This is a genomic window from Thermococcus piezophilus (assembly GCF_001647085.1).
Classification (GTDB): domain Archaea; phylum Methanobacteriota_B; class Thermococci; order Thermococcales; family Thermococcaceae; genus Thermococcus; species Thermococcus piezophilus.
Genome location: NZ_CP015520.1, coordinates 268,296 through 294,078, shown reverse-complemented (window position 1 = coordinate 294,078; position 25,783 = coordinate 268,296). Strand labels below are relative to the sequence as shown.

The following is a 25,783-nucleotide window of genomic DNA, read 5'->3' as shown; positions in this document are numbered from 1 at the left end:
TCTGACGGCTTTTTCTTCCCATTTTCGTCTTCCGTTCAACTTTTCTTCCGCAGGTAATTTTAACCCCAAGGTTCTTGGTTCTTCGGTGAGACCATGCATCCGGGAGGGTTCTTGGAAGTCATTACGGGCCCAATGTTTGCGGGTAAAACAACGGAGCTGATTAAGCGCATAGAACGCCAGATGTTTGCAAAAAGAAAGGCAGCGCTCTTCAAACCTGCCATAGACAACAGGTACAGCGAAGATGAGATCGTTGCCCACAACGGGCTGCGCTATGAAGCTTTTGTCATACCGACGGATGAAGAGGGTGTGAGAACGATAGGAGAAATAACCAAGAGAGAGAACTTTGAGGTCATAGGAATTGACGAGGTGCAGTTCTTTCCGATGAGTATCGTTGAAACACTCGACAGGCTTGCCGATGATGGTGTTTACGTCATAGCGAGTGGTCTGAATCTCGACTTCAAGGGAGATCCGTTCCCTGTAACTAGGGAACTTCTTGTCAGGGCTGACAACATAGTCTACCTAACCGCGGTCTGCACTGTCTGTGGGAGGCCTGCGACCCGAAGTCAGAGGCTTATCGATGGAAAGCCTGCTCCCAGGGATTCCCCGGTAATCTTAGTTGGGGGAAGGGAGAGCTACGAGGCTAGATGCAGGCTCCATCACGAGGTGCCTTAGCTCGTCAGCACTTTGCTCCAGGTGTTGATGTCTTTGAGTCCGTGGCCGGTTGCGATGATAACTACACTTTCGCCTTTGTCTATTATTCCCTCTTCCCTCATTTTCTGAGCAAGGGCCAGGGAGGTTGCGGAGGAGGGCTCAACAAAGAGTCCTTCCCTTCCGAGGAGAAGGCCAGCAGCGGCTGTTTCTTCATTGGCAACTGTATCGAGGTATCCATTGCTCTCCTTTACCGCCTTGAGAACGTTCTCTCCATCGACTGGGGCCTTGACGGCTATTGCACTGGCGATTGTTAGGACTTTTTTTGTTATCTTTTCAATGGGTTTGCCGGTCTTCCAAGCTCTAACTATTGAGTCATAGCCCTCAATTTGGACGCCTGCTATCCTTGGAAGCTCACTGATGAGGCCAATCCGGTAAAACTCTTTTAGGCCCTTCCAGATTGCCCGGAGGTGTGTTCCGGCTCCTATGGGCACTACTATCCAGTCGGGAACGTTGAAGTGGAGCTGATCGATGATTTCAAATCCCGTCGTCTTCTGTCCCTCGACACGGTAGTGGTAGTTGCCGGTCAGATAGTAGCCATCCTCAAGCGCCCTTCTCTCTGCCTCTGCCAGCGCTTCATCGTACGTCTTTCCGAAAACCTCCACGTTTGCTCCATACATCTTGGCCTGGACGAGCTTGCCCTCTGGGGTTCCCTCAGGAACTATTATAGTGACTTTGAGGCCAGCTTTTGCCCCGTATGCACTTATTGACGCCGCCATGTTGCCGGTTGAAGCTACTATCACTTTCTGCGCGTGAAACTCGAGGGCTTTTGTAATTTCGACACTTGAGCCTCTGTCTTTAAAAGCCCCAGTTGGGTTCTCGCCTTCGTTCTTGATGTACAGCTTTGAGATGCCTATTTTTTCCTCAAGCCTTTTTGCCCTGTAAAGTCTTGTACCGCCTTCATTGAGCGTAACCGCTTTTTTAAGATTGGAGACTGGAAGGAACATCCAGTACTTCCAGACGTGCGGATGCTCCCTGAACCAGGGGTCGTTATCCTGGATGAGGTCTGCTATATCGTCGTAATGATAGCGAACATCTAGGGGTGAACCACATTTGGTGCACTTATAAACTCCACATGCTAGGGAGTATTCCTCACCGCACTTTGTGCAGACCAGCTTCACTGCGAACATTGGGATCACCGCTGGTAATTCTTTCGATGCCTTTTAAAGTTGGGCATCCAAACCGAAAAGCTTAAAGTGGTATTTTCTTACATTAAGTTAGGTAAAGATGGGGGGTGAGAGCATGGAGTTAAATAAGAACATGGGACGGTTGCTTGACATACTGGGAAACGAGACGAGGCGTAGGATACTCATCCTGCTCACTAGGAGACCATACTTCGTGAGCGAGCTTAGCCAGGAGCTTGGAGTTGGCCAGAAGGCCGTTTTGGAGCACCTCAGGATACTTGAGAGTGCCGGACTGGTAGAGGGCAGGGTAGAGAAGATCCCGCGCGGCAGGCCGAGGAAGTACTACATGATAAAGCGCGGCTTCCGTTTGGAGGTTCTCCTGACACCTTACACCTTTGGAACCGAGATGTACGAGCCCAAAGCACCAAGGCCCACCCGTGAGTACGCCCAGGCGAGAGAGCTTATAAAGTCCACCGAGCCGACCGAGGACAAGATCAGAGAGCTCGTGATGTTTCTCTCTGAGATTCAGGAGAGAATAGAGGAACTCATAAGGACAAAGCAGGAGCTTGAAGAGGTTCGCCTCCTAACGGAGACCTACATCGAGAACCTCCTGCGGAGAATAGCCCTGGAGAACGAGCGCGAATTCGAGAGGCTCATGCGCGAGTTTGGCCCAAGGCTCCCCAAGAAGATATCGGAAGACCTCGATGACTTTTAGAAAGCGCATTGAGAAGGAGAAAGTTAAAGCTCAGAAAAACGATGGATAGGGCATCAGAGTATCTTGCCCTCTTCCTTCATTCTCGCGAGCCTGGTGATGTAGCCGGCTATCCTGTTTCTGATGGTCTTGCTGGTGACGTTGGTCAGCTCCTCGACCTTCTTCTTGTTGTGCTCGAAGTCCCTGGTGAACTGGTCTGGATAGCGGTCAAAGAGCTCCCTTGCAACCCTCTTAATGAACGTCTGCTTGATGTTTCCCATCATCAATCCCCCCATTAGCTTGAGTTTGACAACCATATGCCCAATCTCGAAAGCCGTTTTAAAACTTTTCCCTGGCTTAGGCTTATAAGCCCACCTTCAAAACTGGAACCATGCTCAAGGAAATCATCCACTGCCGGGGCCACGAGAACGTTAGGGCCACGCACAAGTCCACGCTTGAGTTTACAAAGGAGGATTACCTCACGCCGAAGGGAGATTGCATACTCTGTATTGAAGCTGACAAAGGAATAAACGACCTTAGTGGGGAGTTTAAGCGGGCGCTGAAAGAAGGGAAGAGGCTTCTAATCCGCATTAAGGTGGGGGAGCTCGTGGACGAGGTCTTAGCCTGTGGCAGTCCAGAGCTGATTCTGAACCATGAGTACTCCATGGTGATACGGAAGAGCACATATGTGGATGGGAGAACGCTTGCGATAAAAGCGAACAAAGCCGCTAAAGACATAGACAGGCGCATCGTTGAGCTCCTGAAGAACCCCGAAACCATGGCGGAGATAGAGCTGATTATTCTTGATTGAGCGCTCTTTCAACCGCTGTTTTTGCAATATACCTTTGTTGAGATGTGTAACTAAACCTCTAAATACTTACCCATTTTATTAATCTTTGGTGATGAAAATGCTCGAGGGGTATTACATAATCGAGAACTCGGGAGTCGTCCCTGCTGGGAGGAGGTTCAAGTTCAAGGACTTAAGGGCATGGGGCTACGACCTTCACCTCGGAACCATAGAGGGCGAGAGGGCCTACTTCGTCTCCGGAAGGCCTCATCGTCACAAAATACGGATACGCTGCAAACTGCGTGGACGACCCGAAAATCACGATAATCGGGGCGGGCCACCCAGTCCCCGATGAGAACTCTATAAGGGACGCGCTGGCTGGCGTTGAGCTTGCGGAAAAAGTTGGAGAAGACGATTTACTTCTCGTCCTGATTTCAGGTGGAGGTTCAGCTCTCTTTACTCTCCCCGAGGACGGCATAAGCCTCGACGACAAGGCTTCTTTTGAAGAGCGGGGCGAAGATTTGTGAGATAAACACCGTCAGGAAGCACATCTCAAAGGTGAAGGGCGGAAAACTGGCAAAGCTCGTGAAGGGGACGGTTGTAAGTTTAATCCTCTCGGATGTCGTCGGTGACCCCTTGGAGGCCACCGCCTCTGGACCAACTGTGAGCGATCCCACGACTTTTGAAGATGCCCACAGGGTTCTGAGGCTCTACGGCGTGTGGGACAAGCTCCCGGAGAGTGTTAGGGAGCACATAGAAAAAGGCCTCCGGGGGGAAGTAGAGGAGACCTCAAAGAAAATCTGCCCAACGTTCACAACTTCATAGTGTGGGGTGGGGCTATAGCGTGTGGGGCCGCGAAGAGAAATGCCGGAGAGCTAGGTTTTAATGCCCACATCCTGACGACCACTCTTGAAGGCGAGGCAAGGGAGGTAGCACTCGCAATCGGCTCGCTGATTCAGGAGATAGCTTCGAGAAACTGGCCCTTTGAGAGGCCCGCCGTTCTGATAGCCGGCGGTGAGTGGACAGTCACGATTGAGGGGGAAACTGGTCTCGGCGGCCCGAACCAGGAGTTCGCGCTGAGCATAGCGAGGAAGATAGCCGGCTTAAACGCCGGAGTTCTGGCCCTTGACACCGACGGAACCGACGGTCCCACCGATGCAGCCGGAGGAATTGTTGACGGATCCACTATTAAAAAGCTCAACGGGGCTGGAATAGATGTGGAGGAAGTCCTTAGGAAACACGACGCCTACAGGGCCCTCAAAAAAGTAGGTGCGCTCCTTAGAACCGGCCCGACGGTGACGAACGTCAACTCGCTGATAGTAGCCGTGATTCCGTAGTAGGGGATATAAACATCTTCGCTGAAATCTAAGGGGAGATGAAATTATGAAAGGGATACCTAGAAGGGAACTTGTCAGAAAGGGCTGGCACGTTCTGCCCGGAATACTGGGGGCTCCGATAATCGTCTTCACGCCAAAGTGGGTAACGCTCTTGGTGGTGTGGGGTTTCGCATTCCTCTACACTCTCCAGCATCTCAAGCTCAGGAGGGGCTGGCGCTTCACAGTACCTGTAGCAGACCTGAGCTACCGCCAGATGGCGAGGGAGGACGAGGCCGACAACTACCTGGGGAGCTTCCTCTTCTGGGTTACGATGGCGATGGTATGCTCAGTCTTTCCAAAGATAGCTGCCCTCTCGGCGCTGTGGGTCTCGACCTTCGGTGACTGCTTCAATGCGATAGTGGGCCAGACAGTGGGCGGGCCGAGAATCCCGTGGAACGGGAGAAAGACCCTCGTTGGGAGCGTTACTATGTTTGTGGTATCTCTGGCCATGCTGGTTTTTGCCCACAGAGTCCTTGGTATGCAGTATTCTCTTCCGTTCCTGGCACTGGTAGCCTTGGCTGCGGTACTCTTGGAGAGCCTTCCCATCCCGTCGGCCTACGACGAGTTTACCGTCCCCTTTTCGACTGCCCTTCTTCTGTGGCTCGCTTATGGTGGAGAACTGCTTGGTGTGACGTGGTGACCAGAGCGGGACGAACTCCCACCCCTCCCTGTGGGTCTCCACCCCCTCAGTTTTTATGTCGAGCCCTTTAATTTCTTCCCTCAGCTTCGAAATGAAGCGCGTGAACTTCTCGTCGTCCGTTAGAATCATGTAGCTCTCTGGATAGTTCTCCCGCAAAACCCATTGGAACTCCTTTCCGGAGGTCCTGAGGTTCAGCACCTCGAAAAAGTAGTGGTCCACAAAGCCCTGGGTCTCCTCTACGATGGTTCTGAATCGGTAACTCCTGGGATTGTGGGGCTCACGAAGACGTAGGTTCTTATGCTCTCATCGTAAAGCCTCTGGAGCGCGGTGATCGGGCCTTCTGAACGGGTGCCAGCGTTCAAAGAGCCTCTTTCCCCTCCCATCAAAGCCGTTAATAGTCAGGCCGACCTCTATCGAGCGGAACTCCCGGAATAAGTCTATGTCACGGGTGACCAGCGGCGACCTCGTCAGTATAAACAGCTCGTTTCTCTTGTCCATGCAGCGGAGAACCCGCCGCGTCAGCTTCAGTTTGGCCTCTATCGGTTGGTAGGGGTCGCTGACGGTTGACATCACAACGCTCCCTCGCACCCGCTTCCTGGCTAGCTCCTGTGCGTTGGTCTTCACCTCCACCTAGCTTCCCCACTCGCCGTGATCCCTCCACCGGCACAGGAACTTGGCGTAGCAGTACCTGCAGGAAAAGGCACAGCCGACGTACTGGTTAACTGTCCAGTTAACTCCCGGAATCTTCGAGCGGGTGTAGAGGCTTTTGGCTTTTCTCTTGAGGACCTCAACTTTCATAAGCTCAGCTTCTTACTTTTCCTTAAAAGGTGAGCGGGATGGACTACGAGCTCTGCGTGAGGCCGGTGAAGTACGCCCGGCTTGAGGTCAGGCTGGATGGGAGGGTAGTCGTTACTGCTCCATCGGGCTTCGACGTTGATTCCTTCATCGAGAAGCACAGGGAGTGGCTAGAGAAAAAGATTGCCGAGGTAGAGAAGGCTAAGAACGAGGCCGAACTGGGTTTCCCCTCGACGGCAGATTCTACCACGTCATCCATGGTAGAAAGCCGAAGATACACGACCGGTTCGAGACGGTCGTCCTCCCTCCGATTCCCGAACCGATGGTCTCGCTCCTCAGGGAGCGCCTCAGGAAGGAACTCCACGAGCTTATAGGTGAGTACTCCCGGAAGATGGACGTCGAGCCCGGGAAGGTCTACGTGAGGCTCGGCAGGAGCAAGTGGGGAAGCTGCTCATCGAGGAAAAACCTGAGCTTCAATCTTCGTCTCATAGTCGTTCCGGAAAATCTGAGGCGATACGTTGTTGTTCACGAGCTTGCTCATTTAAAGCATCTTAACCACTTCAAGGCCTTCTGGGAGCTCGTCGGAAGGTCTTATCCTGACTACAAAACCGCCAGAATGGAGCTCAAACACTGGTGGCGCGTGGTTGAGCTGAACCGATACTGGCGCTGGCTGGAGGGGAGGGAATGAAAAAGGAAGATTTCCTAAAGTTGCTCGCCCTGATGACGGATGAGCTGATTGTGGCTGGATTATTGCTCTTTATTCTGCCTTCAATGAGGATAAACGTCCCTATACGTGGAATTATGATAGTTCTGGGGGTGCTGCTCGCTAAGGACATCGCAGTGGCTCCATTTCTCCTCGGAACCTTCGACAGGAAGGTTGAGGTTGGAGTGGAGGCGTTGATTGGGAGAACCGCCGTGGTTGTTGAAGATCTGGCTTCTGAAGGACTGATTAAGCTCGATGGCGAGCTCTGGCGCGCCGAGTGCCTCAAAGGAACCGCGAAGATTGACCAAGAAGTCAGGATAGTGGCCGTCAGGGGGACTAAGGTTCTCGTGGAATGCCCAGAATAGAGAGAATCTTTGCTATCTCCTCGGGCCGGTTGGTGGAGAATGAGACGCTCCAGCCCTTCCGCGGAATTATCACCACATAACACCTGGCGGGCAATGCGAAGTGCACCCTCCCGTAACACTTCATCCAGCTATCGCCAACCTTGAAGCTGGCGATGTTCTCCAGGGGAATTGTCTTCCTCATTATTAGTCCTAAGGTTCCCCGTATCCTTATCTTACGGTCGTCTATCTCTATCCTCATCGCAATGATGTCCAGTAGAAGGACTAAGACCACTACAGTGGCTGGGAGCATGACCTCAATGCCTTCCCCTGTTCTTTAGGCCTGATACGTCCCCCAGAGCATTGCCGCCAGAGGGATAGTCATTAAGAGCTGAAACATCCTGCTTATCACGGTTTCTTCATAGAGCATGTTTGGCAAAAGATGTTATAAACGTTGGCTAAGAAATGGATATTGTGATAACATGGTAAGGATAATACCCGTCGACAGGCTAACGGATGAAGACGTTAAGGAAATTCTGACCAAGTACAGGAAAATCACCCTCGTGGGCGAATCACCAAAGCCCGAAAGGGACGCCAACAAGGTTATGAGATGCCTTATCGAGCACGGCTACGAGGTCTATCCAGTAAAACCCCACTACGAGGGAGTTTTGGGGAGAAAGTGCTACTCGAGCGTTCTAGGCATTCCAGACGAGATGGAAATCGTTGACATCGCCGTTAGACCGGAGTTCACGATGGACTCGTCGAGCAGGCGATAAATAAGGGTGCCAAGGTCGTCTGGTTCCAGTTCAGAACCTACAACAGGGATGCCTTCAAAAAAGCGAAGGAAGCGGGACTTATAGCAGTTGCCTACCGCTGCATGAAGCAGGAGCACGAGAGGCTGATAGGGGATTAACCCCTGTACCTCATCACGTGGATGTCCCTTACGAGCCTGTGCCTCTCCTCGTAGTCAGTGTACCCTCCCAGAACCTCGAAGCCGAGTTTCCCGAGCCACTTCCTATTTTTTCTATATATTCCGCCGCCGGAGAGCCTGTAGGCTGGAAAGACGAATACTACCCTTCCGTTTCTTTTAAGGACGTCGGCAAAGCTCTCAAAGACCTGGTAGTAAAACCTATCAAGCTCGTTGGCAAGCTTTATCGCCTCTCCTCTGCTCGGGTTCCTCTTGAGGGGCTTGCCGAGGTAGGGCTCGGTAACTATTGCATCAAAGCGCGTCCTGAAGCACTTCTTCAGCTTTCTCGCGTCGCAGACTTCCAGGTGAGCTGAGTTTTTAAGCCTGAACTCCTTCCTTAGCCAGGTGAGGTTTTTCTTGGCATCGCGTATTGCCTTCTCGTCTCTGTCGCTCCCGTGGGCGTTTAATCCTTGGAGAACGAATTCTTGGACTATAGTCCCTCTGCCACAAAATGGGTCGAGGAAGTTACCCTTCCTGACCTCAGTGAGGTTCACCATTATGCGCGCGAGCCGTGGGGGGATAGAGAGTATTGGCCTCTGAACCGGCCTCTCCACGTCGAGCTTCTTGAGCTCGAAGGGATCTGCAACCTTCACCGTCTCCCCGACCCAGGGGCTCTCGCCGAAGAGGAATACGAAGTCTTTAGTTTCTGGAAATCCCTTGAGGATGAGCTCGGCTGGCATGGCGTAAACTTTGGCTGGCTTGAAGAACTTGGAAGGTCCTTCGGCTTTGAACTCCCGTTTTATCTTGCTCCCAAGCTTCCGCCAGAGCTTCCAGTCGCTCTTCCCGTAGAGGCTCACGGTGAAGAGCTTGGAGTATTCAAACTCGCCTATAGTCTCTTCGCCCTCACCAAAAATCTTCACCAGCTTTAGCGAGCCTCCGAGCCATCTAAAATAGCGTTCAACGTTTGAGCTTGATTCAAACACCAGCCAGTCTTGCCCAGTCCCAACTACCCTGACCTTTAGGTTAAACCTTCTCGCGAAGGCGTAAAATTCTGCCTCGCTGAGGTGGGGATTCTTACCAAATATTACCGCATACATGGTTCCTCCCTTCTGTCCGGCTCTTAAAACTATTCCGAAGGTTAGGTTTAATAAGATTAAGCGCGCACCTAGATTAAAGCTTGAGTCTTATGTAGAATTTACTCTTGCAGGTGAATTTCATGCTGATTAAAGAGATACTCGTCTCCGAGATTCTCCTCAAAGCACTCGAACGTGAGCTTGCGGGGAGGGTGGCCATGGAATGGCCCTGGGCGCTGATGGAACAGAAGGTAGGCAGGGTGGAGTTTATAGGAGACCTCATCTACCTGCTCCTGGCGAACAAGGAGGTTTACTCAGACGAGGTTCTCTTCGGGAATGTCGTGGGGGTTAAAAATCCTGAGGAGATCCGCATAGAGATTCAGAAAAACCCCGGGGGTGGTGAGGTAGATGCTCTTCGAGATTGAGGTTCCTACTAAGGGGAGGTTTCAGATAATAGACATAACCCGGGAAATTCAGCACGTAGTATGGAGGAGTGATGTGACGAGCGGCATAGTGGTGGTTTTCACAAAGCACACCACCACGGGCCTGTTAATCAATGAAAACGAGGAGAGGCTTCTTCAGGACATAAAGGCAAAGATGAAGGAGCTTGTTCCTAAAGGCACTGGCTACGGTCACGATACCATCGACAGCAACGCCCACTCCCACATCAGGGCAAGCCTTTTCCTGAGCCCTGAGGTTGTAGTGCCTATAGACGAAGGGGAGCTCCTCCTTGGAACTTGGCAGAGGATTCTCTTCGTCGAGCTCGACGGCCCGAGGCGTAGGAAGGTGCTCGTTAAGATATGCAAGTGCTGATTCATCTGACGTATTGGGCGTAATAGGCCAATGCCTTCAGCAGGTCGTTGAAGCCCTCGTAGGTTACAAGCGAGAGCGGAATGGCATCCTGCTCGAGGCGCTTCTTTATTATCTTCCTCAGCTCTTCAACTCTCTCGGCTGGAACGAGGTCGATTTTGTTGATGACGGCTATTATTGGCTTCTCGTGACGCATCTTAAGGAGGTGGTGGAGCTTCTCCATGCCCCTGTGAAGGCCGTACTGGGCATCCACCATGTGGATGACGACATCGGAAGATAGGATTTCATTCAAAATCTCCCTGAATTTCTCCTCGCTGAGGACCTTCCCCCTGAACTCCCTCTGGGGGTCGAAGAGTCCTGCGGTGTCTATCAAAACGAACTCATCCGCACCCCCGAGCGGGTTTTTCATGCTCTTTGGTATCTTCAGCTTGCCGAAGCGGCGCCTTATTATGCCCTTCGTTGTTCCTGGAAGGTTCTCGACCTCAGATATTTTACCACCGATAAGCGCGTTCATGAGTGTTGACTTGCCAACATTCTCGGCACCGATAATCGCAACCTTTATCATACCCTCACCCCACACATAATAGGCGACATGGGGCTATAAAGGTGATGAACATGTCCAAACGGGTCAAGCTGGGTCACCATTACTATTACATCGTTACCGTTGATGAGCTCCATGCCGGTGGTTTCAGGGGTAAGAACGTTGTTATAGAGGGCACCATCGAGGACAAACCTCTAATTGAGTTCCTTCCTATGGAACTTCCGGGATACAGAACCACGTTCAAAGTTTCTGGCATCAGGATAGAGTTCTCCGGAAGCCCCTGCTTGGGCAAGGGTGAGTGGGTGAGGGTTTATGGAAGGTTCTTGGGTGACTGCATAATAGCGAGTGCGATAGAGACCGAAAAAGCGGTTTTCACTACGGAGGATTGAAGATGCTCGATCTGTTTTTTGAGGCCGGCAACCTGAAGAGGCTCCCCAGAACCGGGTGGCTCCTTCGGGGAGTTTCGAATCCCGAAAGCATAGCCGACCACAGCTATCGGGCCGTTCTGATAACCCTCTTTCTCGCCGACTCGCTGAGGGAGAGGGGAGTGGACATAGACGTTGAGCGGGCCCTTAAGATAGCGATCCTCCACGACCTTGCCGAGGCGAGGATAACGGACATACCCCTGACTGCCCAGTACTACCTCGACAAGAAGAGGGCCGAGACGAGGGCCGCGCTGGAGATTTTCATCAAGGCCGGCCCTAAGGCCAGAGACTACTTCGAGCTTTTCAGGGAGTACGAGGAGGGCCTTAGCTTGGAGGGCAGGTTAGTTAAGTTCGCCGATAAACTCGAGATGCTGATCCAGGCGCTTGAGTACGAGGAGGCCGGCTTCAGAAACCTCGACGAATTCTGGAGTACCTTGGATGACCTCAGAAAAAGCGAGTTCTACGAACATTTCCAGGATCTGGTTGAGGGACTCGCCGCTCTACGTAAACAGAAATGTTAAATTAAACATGTTTGTTTTCTCAAAACGCTTAAATACCCGCTTCTGGGTATTAGTTCGGTGGTTCCAATGAGGTGGAAGGGCATTCTCTTAATGGCTGTTCTCATCCTTTCGGTGGTCGCCGCAGGATGTATAAGCGGCGATGGCTCTGAGACTTCGACCTCTGGACCTAAGGAGGCGACGCTGATAGTCTTCCACGCCGGCTCGCTCAGCGTTCCGTTCCAGCAGTTAGAGGAAGAGTTCGCAAAGTACGCAGAGGAGAACCTCGGATATAAGATAACTTTCCAGGATGAGGCCAGCGGAAGTGTTGCGGCCGTCAGGAAGGTCACGGACCTCGGTAAGAAGGCCGACATAGTCGCCGTCGCCGACTATACCCTCATACCCCAGTTGATGATACCCAACTACACAGACTTCTACGTTATCTTTGCCACCAATGAGATAGTCATAGCCTTCACCGACAAGAGCAAGTACGCTGACGAGATAAACTCCGACAACTGGTATGAAATTCTCTCAAGGGACGACGTTTCCTTCGGCTTCAGCGACCCTAACCAGGACCCCTGCGGTTACAGGAGCGTTATGGTCATGAAGCTCGCCGATTACTACTATGGCAAGCCAATCTTTGAGACCCTCGTCGAGAAGAACACCAACATTTACTTCAACGGTACCCACATCGTGGCCCCGAAAGAGATTCAGATTAAGAACGACCGCGTCGTCATAAGGCCTAAGGAGACAGACCTCACAGCACTGGTTGAGAGCGGCTCCCTTGATTACTACTTCATCTACAAGAGCGTGGCCGAGCAGCACGGCCTCAAGTACATCGAGCTCCCCAACGAGATAAACCTCAAGGACTTCAAGATGGCAGACTACTACGGCAAGGTTCAAATTTACATCGGCTCAACAGAGAAAGTTATCCGGGCAAATCCCATCGTTTACGGCGTCACTGTCCCCAAGGATGCACCCAACAGGGAGCTGGCGATGGAGTTCCTCAAGTACCTCCTGAGTGAGAAGGGTAAAGAGATATTCCAGAAGAACTATCAGGACTTCATATGGCTGCCGGTAGCTTTCGGCAACGTGCCTGACGAAATCAAGGACATGGTCACGGTTGAGGGATGATATTTTTATTTCCCTCTTCAAAATTTTCTGGGGGGCGAAAATGAAGCGCGACTACACGGTGGCGTTCTTTGCCATTATGGGGAGCTTCATAGTGCTCTACATTGCAATTCCCCTAATCGTGATTTTCCTTAAGCAGGCCTCCGACTGGGGGATGCTCGTAAAGACGCTCCACGACGAACTCGTCATAAAGGCCCTCAAGAACTCCCTGCTAACGGCAACCGCGACCGCGTTAATATCACTCCTCTTCGGCGTTCCACTCGGCTACGTCTTGGCTAGAAAGGACTTCAAAGGTAAAAGCCTCGTTCAGGCCATAGTTGATGTTCCAATCGTTATTCCCCATTCTGTTGTCGGTATAATGCTCCTGGTAACCTTCTCGAGCGCCATTCTTGACAGCTACGCCGGAATAATAGCGGCGATGCTCTTCGTTTCAGCTCCCTTCGCGATAAACGCCGCGCGCGACGGGTTTTTGGCAGTGGATGAAGAGCTTGAGCACGTCGCCAGAACCCTCGGCGCTTCGAGGCTTAGGGCCTTCTTCTCAATAGCCCTCCCAATGGCGTTTCCAGCCATAGCGAGCGGCGCGATAATGACCTGGGCCAGGGCCATAAGCGAGGTCGGAGCGATTTTGATAGTCGCCTACTACCCCAAGACTGCCCAGGTTCTGGTCATGGAATACTTCAACAACTATGGGCTGAGGGCATCGAGGCCCATTTCGGTGATACTCATAGGCATGAGCCTCACTATATTTGTGGTACTTAGATGGCTCGTGGGGAGGAGGGCAAATGCTGGAAGTTAAATCAATCTCCAAGGACTGGAAGGAGTTCAAGCTTAGAGAGATAACCTTCGGCGTGAAGGCGGGTGAGTACTTCATAATACTCGGCCCAAGCGGGGCTGGAAAGACCGTTCTGCTGGAAATTATAACGGGCATACTGGAGCCCGATTCCGGAAAGGTGATCCTCGACGGGAAGGATGTGACAGGCTGGCCCCCTGAAAGGAGGAGTTTAGCTTATATCCCACAGAACTATGCCCTCTTTCCCCACATGAGCGTTTACGACAACATAGCCTTTGGCCTGAAGTTAAGAAGGCTTCCTAAGGAGGAGATTAAAAGGAAAGTGAGAGACATAGCTGAGGTCCTCGGCATAGACCACCTTCTCCACAGAAAGCCGAAAACGCTGAGCGGCGGAGAGAGCCAGCGCGTCGCCATAGCGAGGGCCTTGGTGATTGAACCGAAGCTTCTCCTCCTCGACGAGCCCTTCGCCAACCTCGACGTCCAGACGAGGGCCAGGCTCATAGGAGAGATGAAGCGCTGGCGTAAAGAGCTCGGCTTCACGGCCCTACACGTTACCCACTCCTTTGAAGAAGCCGTCAGTCTGGGTGATAGAGTTGGAGTGATGCTTTCGGGGAGACTCGTGCAGGTGGGAAGCATTAGGGAGGTCTTCTCAAGGCCAGCTAACGAGGAGGTCGCCCGCTTCCTCGGCTTCGAGAACATCATCGAGGGCTTTGCCAAGGGGAGAAAGCTTAGAACTAACGGTCTTGAGATAGAACTCCCGGTTGAGGTGCATGGCAAGGTTCGCGTTGGTCTAAGACCGGAGGACATAATCCTGTCGCTTGAGCCCATAAGAACCTCCGCGAGGAATGAGTTCAAAGCCACCGTTGAAGCCGTTGAGGAGCTTGGACCTCTCGTCAGGGTGAGGCTCAGGGCTAGGGGACTGGAGCTGAGCGCCTTTATAACCCGCTCATCCATGCTCGAGATAGGAATAGGGAAAGGAAAGGAAGTCTACGTGAGCTTCAAGGCGAGTGCCCTTCACGTCTTCTGAATCTGTCCTTTATCTCCACGGGCAGTTTGTCGTAGAACTCCTCTAACACTTCAATGAGGTCCACGAGTTCTTTTGCAGTTAGAACCGTCGTCTTCGGTCCGATTTCGACCACCAGGGCGTTGTATTTATCTGGAGAAACTTCCTCCAGCTCGTCGAGGTGCTCGTCTTTCCTCGGAATCAGGTTTATCTCCCCCACCTGCCGCGATTTCCCGATGTCGAGCTTCCACTCCTCGATTGGAGTATCCCTCGGACAGTCGAGTCTCTCCACGAGTATCTTGATGTCCGCTACCGGCGTCCCATCGTGGGCGTCTATCCAGTCTATGTACAGCCTGCTCCCTTCGATGCGGTGAATCCTGACGGTGTAGATCGCGAGGGGGTTTGGTCTAACTGGAGAGCGCGTGGCGAAGACGCCCGTGAGGGGATTTTTAGGGTTGTTGTAGGGATGAACTTTCAAGACGCTCCTTCGTTCGGGCGTGTCGCTTTCATGGAACCAAAGGATGAGCTTTATCCAGTCCTCCTTCCCAAGCCCCTCTACTGCCTCGCTGAACTCCGGATAGATTTCAAGCCAAGTTTTCTCGTTTTCTTTCCTGACCATGCCAACGGGAATAATCTTGAAAGGCTCACAGTCCATACCATCACCAGAAGAAGAAAAGAAGGGAGAGTTAAACGCTTTACGGCAGTAAATCGTTGGTGAAGCCATCTGATATAACAGGCGTTTGCTGCTCGCAGTTGGCCAGGGTGTAGTCAAAGGCCTCCTCTACAGTGACGTCCGGAGTGGCGGGGTCTCCATCGTGGTCGTAGACATCGGCGTAGCCCGCGTTGATGCCCTCAAGGAAGAAGTAGTACGTGAACTGACCGTGTCCCCACTCGGAGCTCTCAAGCGAGAATTCCCTCTCTCCAGAGGCCATAACCACTATCCTGCCCTCGGCAGCCAAATCGGTCATTCCTCCGGAGTAGCAGCTGTCGAAGATGAATATTATCCTGTCAGTCGGGAAGTCATCGAACCAGGCCTTTAGCTGTCCGTCCCATATAAGGATGAAGCTGCCATCCGGGTTGCCGTCGTGGGTGACTATTGCCTCGTCTATTACCTCACTGTCTCCATCATCGGCCCTTCCTGTTGAACCGTGCCCGCTGAAGTAGAAGACAACCTCATCACCCGGCTGAACCTTCGATTTGAGCTCCATAACCGCGTCGTATATGTTGTAGAAGCTCGCGTCCATGTTGAGGAGGAAGATTATGTTCTCCGGCTTGAATCCATAGACGTTAATCAGGGTGTCATAAACCAGCTGGGCATCATCATCGGTGTATTGCAGATCGCTCGACGTGCCGGGGTAATCTGCTATCCCGATGACTATTGCGTACTTCTCTCCTTCGACTGGGGCCGAGAATACCCATTGCCGCGGTTGTGGTGCTCGTTCCCCTGTCCCTTCCGCCGCGGAATCCTCCTGCCTTTGGAATGTAGTCCACACTTATCTTGTGTCCTATCTTCACGTCCTCTGCATACAGGGGCTTGGAGGAGTCTATGTCGTATCTCTGCTGAACAGAGGCGACCATTGGTAGACTTAATAGAACTACTAACACCATAAATATGGCTGAAAGTTTCTTCATGTGGATAACCGTAACTGGGTATGGATTTATGCATAAAAAATTTTCTTTAAATTGTGCTTGAAGGAAGACCTTATCGTTACAAGTAGCAATGAAAGAGTTCTCAAAAGTGAATAAAAATTGGAAAACCTTTGCATTATTTTGCGGACAAAATCAACGCTTTCCTTATGTCCCGTGCTCCCAGCTCTTGAGATATTTCCTCTGCTCCTCGGTGAGCTGCTCGATTTCAATGCCCATGGCTTTCAGTTTTATCCTCGCCACCATCTCGTCTATCTCCCTCGGGAGCACGTAGACCTTAGGCTCAAGCGTATCGTGGTTGTTCCTGATGTACTCGGCCGCCTTCGCCTGTAACGCGAAGCTCATGTCCATGATTTCGGCGGGATGACCATCCGCTGCAGCCAGATTAACGAGTCTGCCCTCCGCGAGGAGATAGAGCCTTCTGCCGTCTTTCATCTTGTACTCGGTTATGTTCGGCCTCGGCTGGTTTATCTCAACGGCTAATGCCTCTAAGTCGGGCTTGCTTATCTCAACGTCGAAGTGGCCTGCGTTGGCCAAAATGACGCCGTCCTTCATGAGCTCGAAGTGCTCTCTCCTTATGCAGTTGATGTCTCCGGTTGCCGTGATAAAGATGTCTCCAACCTTCGCCGCTTCAGTCATTGGCATCACTAAGAAGCCGTCCATCCTGGCCTCCAATGACCTTATTGGGTCCACCTCAGCGACTATGACGGTCGCTCCAAAACCTCTTGCGCGCATCGCTATTCCCCTTCCGCACCAGCCGTAGCCGACGACAACGACGTTCTTGCCGGCAACGAGAAGGTTCGTCGTCCTTATTATGCCGTCCCATGTAGACTGGCCCGTTCTGTAGCGGTTGTCGAAGAGGTACTTGGTATAGCTGTCGTTGACCGCTATGATTGGGAACTTCAAAACCCTGTCCTTCTCCATGGTGCGGAGCCTTATGACGCCGGTCGTCGTTTCTTCACTCGCCCCCCAGATGTTATCGATAAACTCGGTTCTCTCCCGGTGGACGACGCTTATCATGTCGGCACCGTCGTCTATTATTATATTCGGTTCTATATCCAAAGCCCTGTGCATGTTCTCGTAGTATCCCTCCCTGCTCTCGCCCCTTACAGCATAAACCCTAACGCCTGCCTTAGCTAAAGCCGCAACCACGTCATCCTGAGTGCTCAGCGGGTTGCTGGCAGTGGCTGAAACCTCTGCTCCTCCAGCTTTCAGCGTGAGAAGCAGAAAAGCTGTCTTCATCTCGAGGTGGAGCGTGGCGGCTATCTTAACCCCCTTGAAGGGCTTTTTCTCCTCAAAGTCCTCCCTTATGCTCTGCAAAACCGGCATGAATCTTGACACCCAGTCGATCTTCTTCTCGCCGCTTGGGGCGAGCCTTATGTCCTTAACGCAGTAATTCTTCGTGCAGTCCATCATTATCACCGCAGGGTTTTAATCCTTTAACGTTAAAAGTCCATTGGTGGTTCCATGATAATCGACCTCTCCCTTTCCCTCTCCGAGGAGACCCGGGTTTATCCTGGAGACCCTGAGGTACGGATAAAGCCCTGGACGGTTATAGAACGTGACGGCTACTACATGAACGTCTTAAAGCTGGGTGAGCACAGCGGGACCCATGTCGATGCGCCGGCGCACTTCATACCTGGGGGGAAAACAGTTGATGAGCTTCCCCTTGAGAAGTTTATGGGTCCCGGCCTCGTTATCGATGTCCGGAGTGGTGAAGGACTGGTAGGGCTTGAGGAGGTGCCTGACTTTGGATTCCTGGGGAGGGTTGTTCTGTTCCTCACTGGAGGAAGGGAGCTATCACCAGAGATTGCCCTGTTCCTTGTCGCGGAGGGAGCCAGAGCTGTTGGAACAGACGCCATGAGCATAGGGGATGATGCCGTGCACAGGATACTCCTCAGTGGGGAGGTACCGATTTTTGAGAACCTTACCAACCTCGAGCTTTTGGTGGGGAAAGAGTTCACATTCATAGCATTTCCACTGAAAGTTAGGATGGGTTCGGGTAGTCCAGTCCGAGCAGTTGCTATAACCGAATAAGTCTGTGCTGATATCTGTTTGGCATTCCACATCCCAGCCGTTTTCTAGATTTAGCGGTGAATCCTCAATTTTTAAACGCAACTAAACATTGAGAAACCTTTGTTAACAGTTGCTGGATAAAAACCGCATCTCAACGCTTTTTTCTAAACAATGGGTAACACAGCTGGACGATTTCCTGAAAAAAGCTTAAATATGTCCTTTTTCATAAGGATAACTGAGGTGAAGTGCCATGATGGTAAAGAAAGCTCTGGCAATCCTGTTCGGATTGCTTATGGTAGCAATGTCAGTGAGTTTTACCGGTGTCAGCGCGGCGACGAGCAACATAGTCATCCTTGTCAGCGATAACGCCGCGGACAAGGGCATAGCAGAGTACCTCGCCAACGTGACCGGCGCGGTTATCGTGACAACCACATGGGGTGTCTACGATCCGAACGTTACCGCTGAGATTATGAGTTACGCTCCCGATGAGGTCATAATAATCGGCGGTCCTGACGCTGTAGTTGAAGAGTACGTTACAGACCTCCAAGAGCTCGGCATCTCGGTCGAACGCTGGGGTGGAGAGAACAGGTACGAGACCAACCTCATAGCCATGACCCAGGCCCCTGTCAAGTTTGGACTCAAGTTCAACGGAAGCGTTATGGTCGCTGGAAACGACAGCATGGCAATTCAGAACGCCATCAGGATAGCAGTTCAGAACAGAGCCATAATACTCTATATTAACAAGACCACGAACATCACCCTGCTGATGGAGAGGTTCCAGATAAGGAACATGACTATGGTTCACACCAATGCCTCTGAAATGACCATGGAGCTGGTTAGGAAGCAGCTGAAGGAGTGCAACTGCACCGCAGAGGAAGTCCAGGTCAACGTTACCAAGGAGACCGTGCTTCAGCTAATGATTCAGGTCAGGGAGAGGCTACTGGCGATCGAGAAAATAGCCAACGCCACCAATACAACCCAGCTCATGGAGCAGGTTCGCGTCATGGAGATGGCCATGGAGAAGGCCAACCAGGCCCTTCAGGCCGGCAACTACACCTACGCCTACCAACTTATGCTTGAGCTCCAAGTTCAGACTCAATTCAGCCTCAAGGCGGCGAACGGCGAGATGAGAATAGCGATAAAGAACAGCGAGAAGGTGGCCCTCGAGAGGGAGCTGGCAAAGCTTGAGGCCCAGATAAAAGTTATGGAAAAAGCCGGTCTCGACATGGCCCAGCTTAACCAGCTTATGGAGCAGTTCAAAATCGCCATCAAGAACAGTCAGTACGACGTTGCCAGGCAGCTGATGGACCAGATAAAGAGCATGATTCAAGAAGCCTACAAGAACAACAGGGAGGTCATAAGAAACGTCCCGAAGGAGAGGCCTCGAAGGCCGTGATCTACTCTATTTCCTTCCTCTCGCTGAGTAACATCAGACATTCTTTTTATCTTTCTCCTCGGCTTGCATTCTGCGCCTCTTCTTCTGCTCCTTTAAGTACGGATACCTCATTACATGCCCGCAGTTGAGGCACTTGATTACCACGTGGGGCATCCTTTTGTTCCTCAGCCTAACCCTGGCGTTCACGCCGGGAACGAGGAACGAGTGACATTTCTTGCAGTAGTGCCTCTTCCATTTCTTTGGCATCCTTATCTTGGCCTTCTGCTGAACGGCGAGGGCTATTTCGACGTAGCGGTTGGCTAATTCAGGCTCGTAGGGAAAGACGCGCTCGGCGAGCGTGAACAGAATATTCACTCTCTCCCTTGCTATTCTCTTCTTCTCCCGCTGCTCTCTTTGGCGTATGAACTTCTTTTTCGACATGATATCACCGTACCAGCCTCAGCTTTCCGGGAAATGGCTTGTAAATGTAGCCGGTCGCGATGAGTTTTTCAATCAGCTCAGATGCATCGGACGCGGAGAAACCGTACTCTGTGAGCCCCGCTAGGAACTCTTCACGGGTTATCTCTCCCGTTAGACTTGTCGATGCGAGGTCGTGGAATATCTCAACGGCTTTCTGTGCCCTGACATCCCCCGGGACGTAGCGCTCGTACTCCCGGGTGAGTCTCATTACAATCTCCGGATGGGTTCTTTTGAGGTCGTTGATAACCACGTTCCAGTCGTTGAGTATTGACTCGTTTATTTCCCTTACCTCTTTTGCGGCTTTTTTTGTTATCTTCCCCCTGAACCGGGTTATCGCTCCAAAGAGCCTTGTATCGAGGTAGTAGCGCATGCCTAGGTGTAGAACTCCTTCCGAGGTTGTCAGTTTTCCAAAGGTCTCACCGTACTCCCTCCTTCCCCACTGCCTCCACTTCAGGTGCTCCTTTTTAAGCTCCTCCAGTTTCAGGGGGCTCATTGATCTGAACCGCTCCCTCTGCATGAATACTGTGACCAGCAGGTTCGGGAGCAGCTGTTTAAACTCCCGGCTCTCCTCGAAGTAGGGCTTCTCCTCCCAGGGGGCGAGGACGAAGGGCGTCTCGGAGATCTTGGCCAAGATATCCATTGGGTTCGGTTCAACGTTGTGGGGAAGCAGGCCTATGGCGTTTTTGTTTATAACGAACCTCTCAGCCCACTTCGGGAGCTTTACCAGGCTTTTCTTTGATAGCGGTGTGTAGTACATCATATCGGTTTTGTTAGGATTTCCTACCCGGAAGTCAATGCCGAGCAGCGGGTCATCAATCTCAAGCGCCGTTTCCTTCCCAAGGCGAGTCTCCCAGGGCAGGTTTGAATAGAGGTACTTGAGGGCCTTCCAGAGTGCAAGCAGCCCCAGGTCCTCTCCGTGCTTGTAAACGGTGTAGTCAAACCCCTCGCCCCACCTGGGAGCGTTGCTTCCCCAGGGCATGTAGGGGACACCGTAGAGCGAGTATATGAGGGCCCTCCTCATGTCGTCGCGCAGGTAAACGGTTCGCTCGAATAGGTCAATTACTTCCCTCCTGCTCAGGGCGAAGTCCTTGTAATCGAGCCAGTATTCGGAGTAGTCCCTTCCTGCTATGCTCTCTGCGTGCATCATCCTCATGTTGCCTAGGGGATACGCGTCCATGACGCCTCTGACAAGCACGTAGCTCCCGGGCCTGACTTCCCCGCTCACCCGAGTGTTCTCTGTGGCTCGAACGATTAGGTACGTCCTGAACTCGTCCTTCTCCAGACCTGCCAGCTCCGATGGAGAGAGCGGGGAGAGGAGGTAATAGGCGGCATCCCTTGGGGCGTTGGGAGGTTTTCTCGCGAGCAGGAAACCTGCTACCTCTGTCTCTTCGCCGTTTTTTATTCTTTGAAGTCTCATCTGGAACTCCCTAACCCTTCTGCTAGGGCTCAGCGGCTCCCTCATCCGCTCCAGTCTCAGTAGTTCGAGTATCTCCTTCTCCATCATTCGTCTTCATCGACCGTAAGATTTATAAATGCACCGCGGGAGGTATATATCGGTACGGCGGTCATAGCGGTGGGGTTACACCCGGTCTCGTTTCGACCCCGGAAGTTAAGCCCGCCAGCGATCCCGGGTGTACTGCCCTCCGAGAGGGGGCGGGAAACCGGGGACGCCGCCGGCCACTATATTATCCCTTTTGGAGTAATTACCTACACAAAAGCTATTTAAATTCCTCCGGGGATTTTTTTACGGTCGATGCTCATGCTCAAGAGGTCAAAGAAGCAGGGAATTGGCTGGGATTACATTAAGGAGCGACATCCCGAAGTCGTTGATGAACTCAAGACCCTCCGTGATTGGGACAGCGTTAAGTCAGCTATTCCCGAGTCAGAGGCCATCCGGGACTATTCTGTCCTAGCTCTAGAAGCAGTGGCAGCCACAATCCGCGAGCTCAGAATCGACAGAGAGATGCTTGCAGAGCGAATTGAGATCCTTAACAGAAAGTTCGAAGAGTTAAGCTCTTCCCATAAGGAAAGCACTCATTCGCTGGAAAAACGTATTAAGGAGCTTGAAGACCAGCTAGCTGAGCTTGAACAGCGGACTCTCTTCCTTGACAGCGTTGAGATGCTGGTTCCAAGACTCAACGAGATTGACGAACGTATGGAGAGGCTCTCCGCAGAGATACTCAGACGGGTTGAGGAGCATTACAGTAAGAGAATGGACGATTTCATTAGAACGTATATTGAGGAGCGCCTTAAGAGCTTCGAGGGAGAGCTTAAGAGGAGTATATTTGGTGTGAGTGTGAACCTATCGGAAACCCTTCTCAGGATACAGCAACACTATGAGGAACTTGTTGCTGAGAATGTACGCCTTCGTTCCGTCGTCAAGGAGAGGGAGGAGCTAAAGAGAGCACTGGCTGAGAAAGAACGCGAGATTGAGGAGCTTAAGCGCAAATTGGCAGTCCTTAGAGAGATGTCGAAGCGCGTCAATACTCTGAGCAAGAGACTCTCCGACTACGAGGCAAAGCTAGCCGAGATGAGCCGTATCCAGAAGGAACTCGCTGTCCTCACGGGGACGAGAGATGTCGACGAGGCCCTTAACATACTCAAAACCCAGTTTATTCCAAAGTCAAAGTTTGAGAGCACTCTACGCGAGGTCAAGGGCATTCTCAGCGAGATTGAGGAGATACGCCAAGAAAACGCTAGGCTAAGGATCGAAAACGAGAAGTTGAAGGGGGTCCTGAAGACTCTTTTCCAGGAGAGGCTTGAAGAGTCAGTAGGGAGCGAGTCTGAGGAAACTTCATCTTCCTCTTTCGATGATAATAAGCCTGGTTAGTCCTTCTTTAACCTTCTTTGTAACTAGGTCACTTCTGTCGTCCATTTCCTCAAGTTTTGAGCGAATTATTTTCCTGAGCTTTGGATTGAGCTCGACTATGTGAATGAGCGTTTCAACGGTGCTTGCTCGAACTATCTCATCTTTGTCGTAGAGTAGTGTAAAGAGCTTCGGCAGGAAGGGGCTGATGTATCTGAGACCGTTCTCTCCAAGTGCCGAGATAAAATTAAGCGCAGTAAGTTTGTCCGTCGTGTCTTTTGAGGTGAGCATGTAACCTATGTCTCTAAATACATTGCCGAGAAGGCTGGGATTCACACGCATTATCTCCTCAAGGACGTACGCCATGTTGACCTTTATCTTTGGGTCACCTACCCTGTAGTTGGCGAATATCGCTGGAACAACTTTTGCAACCTTTTCTGGGTTAATCTCCACGAGTACACCGAAGGCCCTCGCTATCTCCTGAGTCAGAGGTATTGCCTCGCTCTTTCTGAGCATCACCAGGAGTTTAGTTATGAGGGACTCATGGAGATCAGGCATCTCTCGTATTGCCTCAACAACTACCCTAAGGGCATTCTTCTGCACGATCCATAGGTCGTCGTCGAGGTAGTGAAGTACTTCCTTCAGGAATTCTTTGTTAAGAGTGGCTTGTATGATAATCTCATTGATGTGTTTCCCTGTGGCCAGTGCCTCCCTGATGTCCAGCTCTTTTTCCATCCAACCACCGTTTTGAGATACTGCAAAGGTTTATATAAGCTTTTCACTTAACCGTTAGGGGGATAGGCCATGAAACAGGGAGTTCCAGTGATTCTGGTGTTAATATTAGCTCTTTCAGTGCTGGGGACCGTGACCGCGGATGACAATCCGATACTTTGGAAGGGCACGGTCTGTGATGATGTCCAGTATCAGAAGAGCATAGAGGCTGTTGCGATCAATGACGGTAGGGTGTACGCCGGTTGCTCATACAGACAGCTGGTTAACTCGAGCGGAATGATAGGTATATATTATCTCGGTCAACTGGTTGCTTACTCGTTCAACGGAACTTTTCTTTGGCAGAACGACTCAGGCTATGTTGTAGAGCTGTATCCTCTTTCCAGTGGAAAAGTTATCGTTGGAACCATCGGCGGCTTCGTAACATTTGACGAGAACGGCAAGTTCCTCTCAAGGAATCTAACCATTAACAAGCTTTACGATTTCCAAATCCTGGACAACACTGTTTACGCTGTTGATGGAGACTTCTTCCTTGAGAACGATAGCGTTACATATGTGGGGCACCTATATAGGGGAGAGATAATCAACGATAGCGTCGTCCTAAACAGCTGGATCGTTAACTTCACGAGCCTCGTGAGCAGGGTTCGCGTAGGGGAGGGAATAATCTACATTGGAGCGGGTTTTCCGTCGGGTTACGTGGGGCCAAGGCAGTTTGGCTTCGTTTACGGTGTTCTTCCCAATGGAACGCTCTCCTGGACCGTCGAGACTGGACAGTGGGTTAGGGATATGGAGCTTTTTGGGAACGACGTCATCGCGGGAACAGGCAAAGGGACCTCTGAGGGTTACCTCTATCGTATTGATCCGTCTGGAAACGTGGTCTGGAAGAGGAGGCTTTTTTATACGGAGGACATCGAAATAGCTGATGGAAGAATTTACGTTGGTGGAATGGGTAACGGCAATGGTGTTCTCGCAGCGATCGATCCGGAAACAGGGAACATGTTGTGGAACCAGACCTTTCCGTTCAGAGTCAAGGTTGTCAAATACGTAAATGGCACCCTCTTGGTCGGTGTTGGCAAGTTCGAGAGCAGGCAGGAGAATGGAACCACTATAATCTACACCTACGGCTCCCTCTACGCGCTTGATGCAAAGACCGGGAAAATATTAGGTGCCGTCACTGACATCGGCTACGTCAGGAGCATCGCGGTTGAAGGAAACGTGGCCATAGTGGGAACAGCAAGTTCATACTTCTACGTGGTGGACATCGGAAAACTCGCCGGGAAGAAAAATCGGGGCATCTGCGGTCCAGCTGTCCTCGTGGGGCTGGTCATAATACCCCTATTACGCAGAAAGCACTAACCCTTTTTACATCGCCACAAGGCCATATTCTATCAGTTTGTTTACTATCTTTCTGCCCTCCCGTGTGAGATCCACAACTTTCCTTATCATGACTATTTTTAGGAGCCCCTTGTCTATCATCCTGTCGTATATCTCCTCTATTTCTCTCTCATCGAGGCCGAGGAACTGATGAACCTCCAGCGGGTTAAGACCTGAATAGAGTGCCATGAGAATTTGTTTCTCCATCTCATCAAGGCTCTCCAGTTCCTTTAGTTCCTTCTCTATGACCTCTTTAAACTCTGCCTGAAGCACGGGAAATTCCTTCGACAGTTTCCTCACGAACTCAAAGTAGCCAGGTATGTATCTGATCAAATAGCGGAGCACATATAATCTGGTTTTCTTCTCTGGTATGTATAGGTAGGAGGTGATGGTCTCATTCACGTAGAAGTGTTTTATTTTCCATGCCTCCACCTTTTTACCATCCATGTCGATCTCTTCAACATCCATATCCTCAACATCAGAAAATATGGGTATCGGCTTCTTGGTTGAGTCAAGAACCACGATATTCCTCTCGGTTGTTCCCTTCTTGGCTGACTTTATGGAGACTATCCTGAGCGATCCGTCCTCCCACTTGGACTCCATGTTTATTGCCCCTCCTTTAATCCTGGCCAGCAGTAGCTTCACCGCCTTGCCGTTAATGAGCACTTCGAATATTGTATGAATGAACTCTCTAAACTTCTTTTCATCATATATCAGCAGGTTGTCCCCAATGGTGAGTATCAACATCAATTCCCCTCTTCCAGGAATGTAAAATTTCATACCGAAGTGCTCTTTCTCGGGGTTGAGCTTGTAGTTATCGGGAACGTTTACACTTAAGTCGGAGAGCGATGAGAATGAGAAAGTGTCCTCTCCTATGACCTCTCCCATGCGGAGGTATTTAAGGGTTATTCCATCGTTCTGGATAACCCCAATTGCGTCTTTCCATTTCACCTCTCTCGAGCCTCTCCAAGATGAAACTATAGCCACCTTTACCCTGGTCTCCGTTACTGCCAT

Annotated in this window: 30 protein-coding genes, 1 rRNA gene and 4 pseudogenes; 22 read left to right on the top strand and 13 right to left on the bottom strand. The window is 51.3% G+C overall.

Going from position 1 to position 25,783, the window contains the following annotated elements:
• Window positions 1–93 precede the first annotated feature (93 nt).
• The gene (locus A7C91_RS01615) at window positions 94–672 is read left to right on the top strand and encodes a thymidine kinase (protein WP_012572193.1); all 579 of its coding nucleotides are present in this window, start codon (window positions 94–96) and stop codon (window positions 670–672) included.
• On the opposite strand, the gene thrC is transcribed toward A7C91_RS01615, so the two are convergent.
• A complete protein-coding gene (gene thrC, locus A7C91_RS01610; RefSeq protein WP_068664320.1) occupies window positions 669–1,838 on the bottom strand; it encodes a threonine synthase in 1,170 nt (389 codons plus the stop codon). The genes A7C91_RS01615 and thrC overlap by 4 nt on opposite strands.
• A 112-nt stretch (window positions 1,839–1,950) precedes the next feature.
• On the opposite strand from thrC, the gene A7C91_RS01605 reads away from it, so the two are divergent.
• Window positions 1,951–2,547 (top strand): heat shock transcription regulator, encoded by a 597-nt coding sequence (locus A7C91_RS01605; protein WP_068664318.1) that lies wholly within the window; start codon window positions 1,951–1,953, stop codon window positions 2,545–2,547.
• A gap of 53 nt (window positions 2,548–2,600) precedes the next feature.
• Here the strand turns inward: A7C91_RS01605 and A7C91_RS01600 are convergent, their stop codons facing one another.
• Window positions 2,601–2,804, bottom strand: coding sequence for a 30S ribosomal protein S17e (locus tag A7C91_RS01600; RefSeq protein ID WP_068667361.1), 204 nt, complete (start codon window positions 2,802–2,804; stop codon window positions 2,601–2,603).
• 110 nt (window positions 2,805–2,914) lie between these two features.
• On the opposite strand from A7C91_RS01600, the gene A7C91_RS01595 reads away from it, so the two are divergent.
• From A7C91_RS01595 to A7C91_RS01585, 4 genes and pseudogenes are all read left to right on the top strand, one after another.
• Window positions 2,915–3,334 (top strand): DUF371 domain-containing protein, encoded by a 420-nt coding sequence (locus A7C91_RS01595; protein ID WP_068664316.1) that lies wholly within the window; start codon window positions 2,915–2,917, stop codon window positions 3,332–3,334.
• 97 nt (window positions 3,335–3,431) lie between these two features.
• Window positions 3,432–3,590, top strand: a pseudogene (locus A7C91_RS10980) (UPF0128 family protein); the annotation flags it as partial.
• A pseudogene (locus tag A7C91_RS01590) lies at window positions 3,571–4,647 on the top strand (glycerate kinase type-2 family protein); the annotation flags it as partial. The pseudogenes A7C91_RS10980 and A7C91_RS01590, both read left to right, overlap by 20 nt.
• Before the next feature lie 46 nt (window positions 4,648–4,693).
• Window positions 4,694–5,326: a diacylglycerol/polyprenol kinase family protein gene (locus tag A7C91_RS01585; RefSeq protein WP_068667359.1), complete on the top strand. Its 633-nt coding sequence runs from the start codon at window positions 4,694–4,696 to the stop codon at window positions 5,324–5,326.
• A 9-nt stretch (window positions 5,327–5,335) separates the two neighbouring features.
• On the opposite strand, the pseudogene A7C91_RS01580 reads toward A7C91_RS01585, so the two are convergent.
• A pseudogene (locus A7C91_RS01580) lies at window positions 5,336–6,124 on the bottom strand (radical SAM protein); the annotation flags it as partial.
• 38 nt (window positions 6,125–6,162) lie between these two features.
• Here A7C91_RS01580 and A7C91_RS11510 point away from each other — a divergent pair.
• The 3 genes from A7C91_RS11510 to A7C91_RS01570 are packed head-to-tail and all read left to right on the top strand — an operon-like array spanning window position 6,163 to window position 7,189.
• Complete coding sequence (locus A7C91_RS11510) at window positions 6,163–6,495, top strand: YgjP-like metallopeptidase domain-containing protein (RefSeq protein ID WP_234394431.1); 333 nt, start codon at window positions 6,163–6,165, stop codon at window positions 6,493–6,495.
• Complete coding sequence (locus A7C91_RS11505; RefSeq protein WP_234394430.1) at window positions 6,444–6,809, top strand: M48 metallopeptidase family protein; 366 nt, start codon at window positions 6,444–6,446, stop codon at window positions 6,807–6,809. The genes A7C91_RS11510 and A7C91_RS11505 overlap by 52 nt, the downstream gene beginning before the upstream one ends.
• Window positions 6,806–7,189, top strand: a complete 384-nt coding sequence (locus A7C91_RS01570; protein ID WP_068664314.1) for an NfeD family protein — start codon at window positions 6,806–6,808, stop codon at window positions 7,187–7,189. Before A7C91_RS11505 ends, A7C91_RS01570 begins: the two co-directional genes overlap by 4 nt.
• Here A7C91_RS01570 and A7C91_RS01565 read toward each other — a convergent pair.
• A complete protein-coding gene (locus tag A7C91_RS01565) occupies window positions 7,161–7,478 on the bottom strand; it encodes a hypothetical protein (RefSeq protein ID WP_234394429.1) in 318 nt (105 codons plus the stop codon). The two genes, A7C91_RS01570 and A7C91_RS01565, sit on opposite strands and share 29 nt — an antisense overlap.
• 169 nt (window positions 7,479–7,647) lie before the next feature.
• Here A7C91_RS01565 and A7C91_RS01560 point away from each other — a divergent pair.
• A pseudogene (locus tag A7C91_RS01560) lies at window positions 7,648–8,078 on the top strand (CoA-binding protein).
• On the opposite strand, the gene A7C91_RS01555 reads toward A7C91_RS01560, so the two are convergent.
• Window positions 8,075–9,169: a methyltransferase domain-containing protein gene (locus A7C91_RS01555; RefSeq protein ID WP_068664313.1), complete on the bottom strand. Its 1,095-nt coding sequence runs from the start codon at window positions 9,167–9,169 to the stop codon at window positions 8,075–8,077. The pseudogene A7C91_RS01560 and the gene A7C91_RS01555 sit on opposite strands and share 4 nt — an antisense overlap.
• A 119-nt stretch (window positions 9,170–9,288) precedes the next feature.
• On the opposite strand from A7C91_RS01555, the gene A7C91_RS01550 reads away from it, so the two are divergent.
• Together A7C91_RS01550 and A7C91_RS01545 are read left to right on the top strand one after the other, a co-directional pair.
• Window positions 9,289–9,570: a hypothetical protein gene (locus tag A7C91_RS01550; RefSeq protein WP_068664311.1), complete on the top strand. Its 282-nt coding sequence runs from the start codon at window positions 9,289–9,291 to the stop codon at window positions 9,568–9,570.
• Entirely contained in the window at window positions 9,554–9,958 is a 405-nt protein-coding gene (locus A7C91_RS01545; protein ID WP_068664309.1) for a secondary thiamine-phosphate synthase enzyme YjbQ, read from the top strand. Before A7C91_RS01550 ends, A7C91_RS01545 begins: the two co-directional genes overlap by 17 nt.
• 1 nt (window position 9,959) lies before the next feature.
• Here the strand turns inward: A7C91_RS01545 and A7C91_RS01540 are convergent, their stop codons facing one another.
• Window positions 9,960–10,520, bottom strand: coding sequence for an Era-like GTP-binding protein (locus A7C91_RS01540; RefSeq protein WP_068664307.1), 561 nt, complete (start codon window positions 10,518–10,520; stop codon window positions 9,960–9,962).
• A 50-nt stretch (window positions 10,521–10,570) separates the two neighbouring features.
• Here A7C91_RS01540 and A7C91_RS01535 point away from each other — a divergent pair, with 50 nt between their 5' ends.
• The 5 genes from A7C91_RS01535 (at window position 10,571) to wtpC (ending at window position 14,366) form a co-directional block, all read left to right on the top strand.
• A complete protein-coding gene (locus tag A7C91_RS01535) occupies window positions 10,571–10,885 on the top strand; it encodes a GTP-binding protein (RefSeq protein WP_068664305.1) in 315 nt (104 codons plus the stop codon).
• A 2-nt stretch (window positions 10,886–10,887) separates the two neighbouring features.
• Window positions 10,888–11,442 (top strand): HD domain-containing protein, encoded by a 555-nt coding sequence (locus A7C91_RS01530; protein ID WP_068664303.1) that lies wholly within the window; start codon window positions 10,888–10,890, stop codon window positions 11,440–11,442.
• 66 nt (window positions 11,443–11,508) lie between these two features.
• On the top strand, window positions 11,509–12,552 hold the full coding sequence (gene wtpA / locus A7C91_RS01525; protein WP_068664301.1) for a tungstate ABC transporter substrate-binding protein WtpA: 1,044 nt from the start codon (window positions 11,509–11,511) through the stop codon (window positions 12,550–12,552).
• Window positions 12,553–12,592: 40 nt separating this feature from the next.
• Complete coding sequence (wtpB, locus tag A7C91_RS01520; RefSeq protein WP_068664299.1) at window positions 12,593–13,345, top strand: tungstate ABC transporter permease WtpB; 753 nt, start codon at window positions 12,593–12,595, stop codon at window positions 13,343–13,345.
• Complete coding sequence (wtpC, locus tag A7C91_RS01515; protein ID WP_068664297.1) at window positions 13,332–14,366, top strand: tungstate ABC transporter ATP-binding protein WtpC; 1,035 nt, start codon at window positions 13,332–13,334, stop codon at window positions 14,364–14,366. Before wtpB ends, wtpC begins: the two co-directional genes overlap by 14 nt.
• Here the strand turns inward: wtpC and tsaA are convergent.
• The 3 genes from tsaA to A7C91_RS01500 form a co-directional block, all read right to left on the bottom strand.
• Window positions 14,338–14,997 (bottom strand): tRNA (N6-threonylcarbamoyladenosine(37)-N6)-methyltransferase TrmO, encoded by a 660-nt coding sequence (tsaA, locus tag A7C91_RS01510; RefSeq protein ID WP_068664295.1) that lies wholly within the window; start codon window positions 14,995–14,997, stop codon window positions 14,338–14,340. The genes wtpC and tsaA overlap by 29 nt on opposite strands.
• Before the next feature lie 40 nt (window positions 14,998–15,037).
• Window positions 15,038–15,835 carry a caspase family protein gene (locus tag A7C91_RS01505; RefSeq protein ID WP_234394428.1) on the bottom strand — a complete coding sequence of 266 codons (798 nt, stop codon included), beginning with the start codon at window positions 15,833–15,835 and terminating at the stop codon, window positions 15,038–15,040.
• 301 nt (window positions 15,836–16,136) lie between these two features.
• Window positions 16,137–17,402, bottom strand: a complete 1,266-nt coding sequence (locus A7C91_RS01500; RefSeq protein WP_068664293.1) for an adenosylhomocysteinase — start codon at window positions 17,400–17,402, stop codon at window positions 16,137–16,139.
• A 54-nt stretch (window positions 17,403–17,456) separates the two neighbouring features.
• On the opposite strand from A7C91_RS01500, the gene A7C91_RS01495 reads away from it, so the two are divergent.
• Together A7C91_RS01495 and A7C91_RS01490 are read left to right on the top strand one after the other, a co-directional pair.
• Window positions 17,457–18,026: a cyclase family protein gene (locus tag A7C91_RS01495; RefSeq protein WP_068664291.1), complete on the top strand. Its 570-nt coding sequence runs from the start codon at window positions 17,457–17,459 to the stop codon at window positions 18,024–18,026.
• A 229-nt stretch (window positions 18,027–18,255) separates the two neighbouring features.
• Complete coding sequence (locus tag A7C91_RS01490) at window positions 18,256–19,401, top strand: cell wall-binding repeat-containing protein (protein WP_068664289.1); 1,146 nt, start codon at window positions 18,256–18,258, stop codon at window positions 19,399–19,401.
• 33 nt (window positions 19,402–19,434) lie between these two features.
• Here A7C91_RS01490 and A7C91_RS01485 read toward each other — a convergent pair whose 3' ends face one another.
• Together A7C91_RS01485 and A7C91_RS01480 are read right to left on the bottom strand one after the other, a co-directional pair.
• The gene (locus A7C91_RS01485) at window positions 19,435–19,821 is read right to left on the bottom strand and encodes a ribonuclease P protein component 4 (protein ID WP_068664287.1); all 387 of its coding nucleotides are present in this window, start codon (window positions 19,819–19,821) and stop codon (window positions 19,435–19,437) included.
• A 4-nt stretch (window positions 19,822–19,825) separates the two neighbouring features.
• The gene (locus A7C91_RS01480) at window positions 19,826–21,364 is read right to left on the bottom strand and encodes a hypothetical protein (RefSeq protein ID WP_082871967.1); all 1,539 of its coding nucleotides are present in this window, start codon (window positions 21,362–21,364) and stop codon (window positions 19,826–19,828) included.
• Between the two features lie 53 nt (window positions 21,365–21,417).
• Between A7C91_RS01480 and rrf the strand changes: the two genes are divergently transcribed.
• Window positions 21,418–21,539: ribosomal RNA gene (gene rrf / locus A7C91_RS01475) — 5S ribosomal RNA — on the top strand.
• A 74-nt stretch (window positions 21,540–21,613) separates the two neighbouring features.
• Window positions 21,614–22,690 (top strand): hypothetical protein, encoded by a 1,077-nt coding sequence (locus tag A7C91_RS01470; RefSeq protein ID WP_068664285.1) that lies wholly within the window; start codon window positions 21,614–21,616, stop codon window positions 22,688–22,690.
• Here the strand turns inward: A7C91_RS01470 and A7C91_RS01465 are convergent.
• Window positions 22,655–23,401, bottom strand: a complete 747-nt coding sequence (locus A7C91_RS01465; protein ID WP_068664283.1) for a PH0542 domain-containing protein — start codon at window positions 23,399–23,401, stop codon at window positions 22,655–22,657. The genes A7C91_RS01470 and A7C91_RS01465 overlap by 36 nt on opposite strands.
• 87 nt (window positions 23,402–23,488) lie before the next feature.
• Here A7C91_RS01465 and A7C91_RS01460 point away from each other — a divergent pair, with 87 nt between their 5' ends.
• Window positions 23,489–24,751: an outer membrane protein assembly factor BamB family protein gene (locus A7C91_RS01460; protein WP_199920068.1), complete on the top strand. Its 1,263-nt coding sequence runs from the start codon at window positions 23,489–23,491 to the stop codon at window positions 24,749–24,751.
• A 6-nt stretch (window positions 24,752–24,757) separates the two neighbouring features.
• Here A7C91_RS01460 and A7C91_RS01455 read toward each other — a convergent pair whose 3' ends face one another.
• Window positions 24,758–25,783 carry a CheF family chemotaxis protein gene (locus A7C91_RS01455; protein WP_068664279.1) on the bottom strand — a complete coding sequence of 342 codons (1,026 nt, stop codon included), beginning with the start codon at window positions 25,781–25,783 and terminating at the stop codon, window positions 24,758–24,760.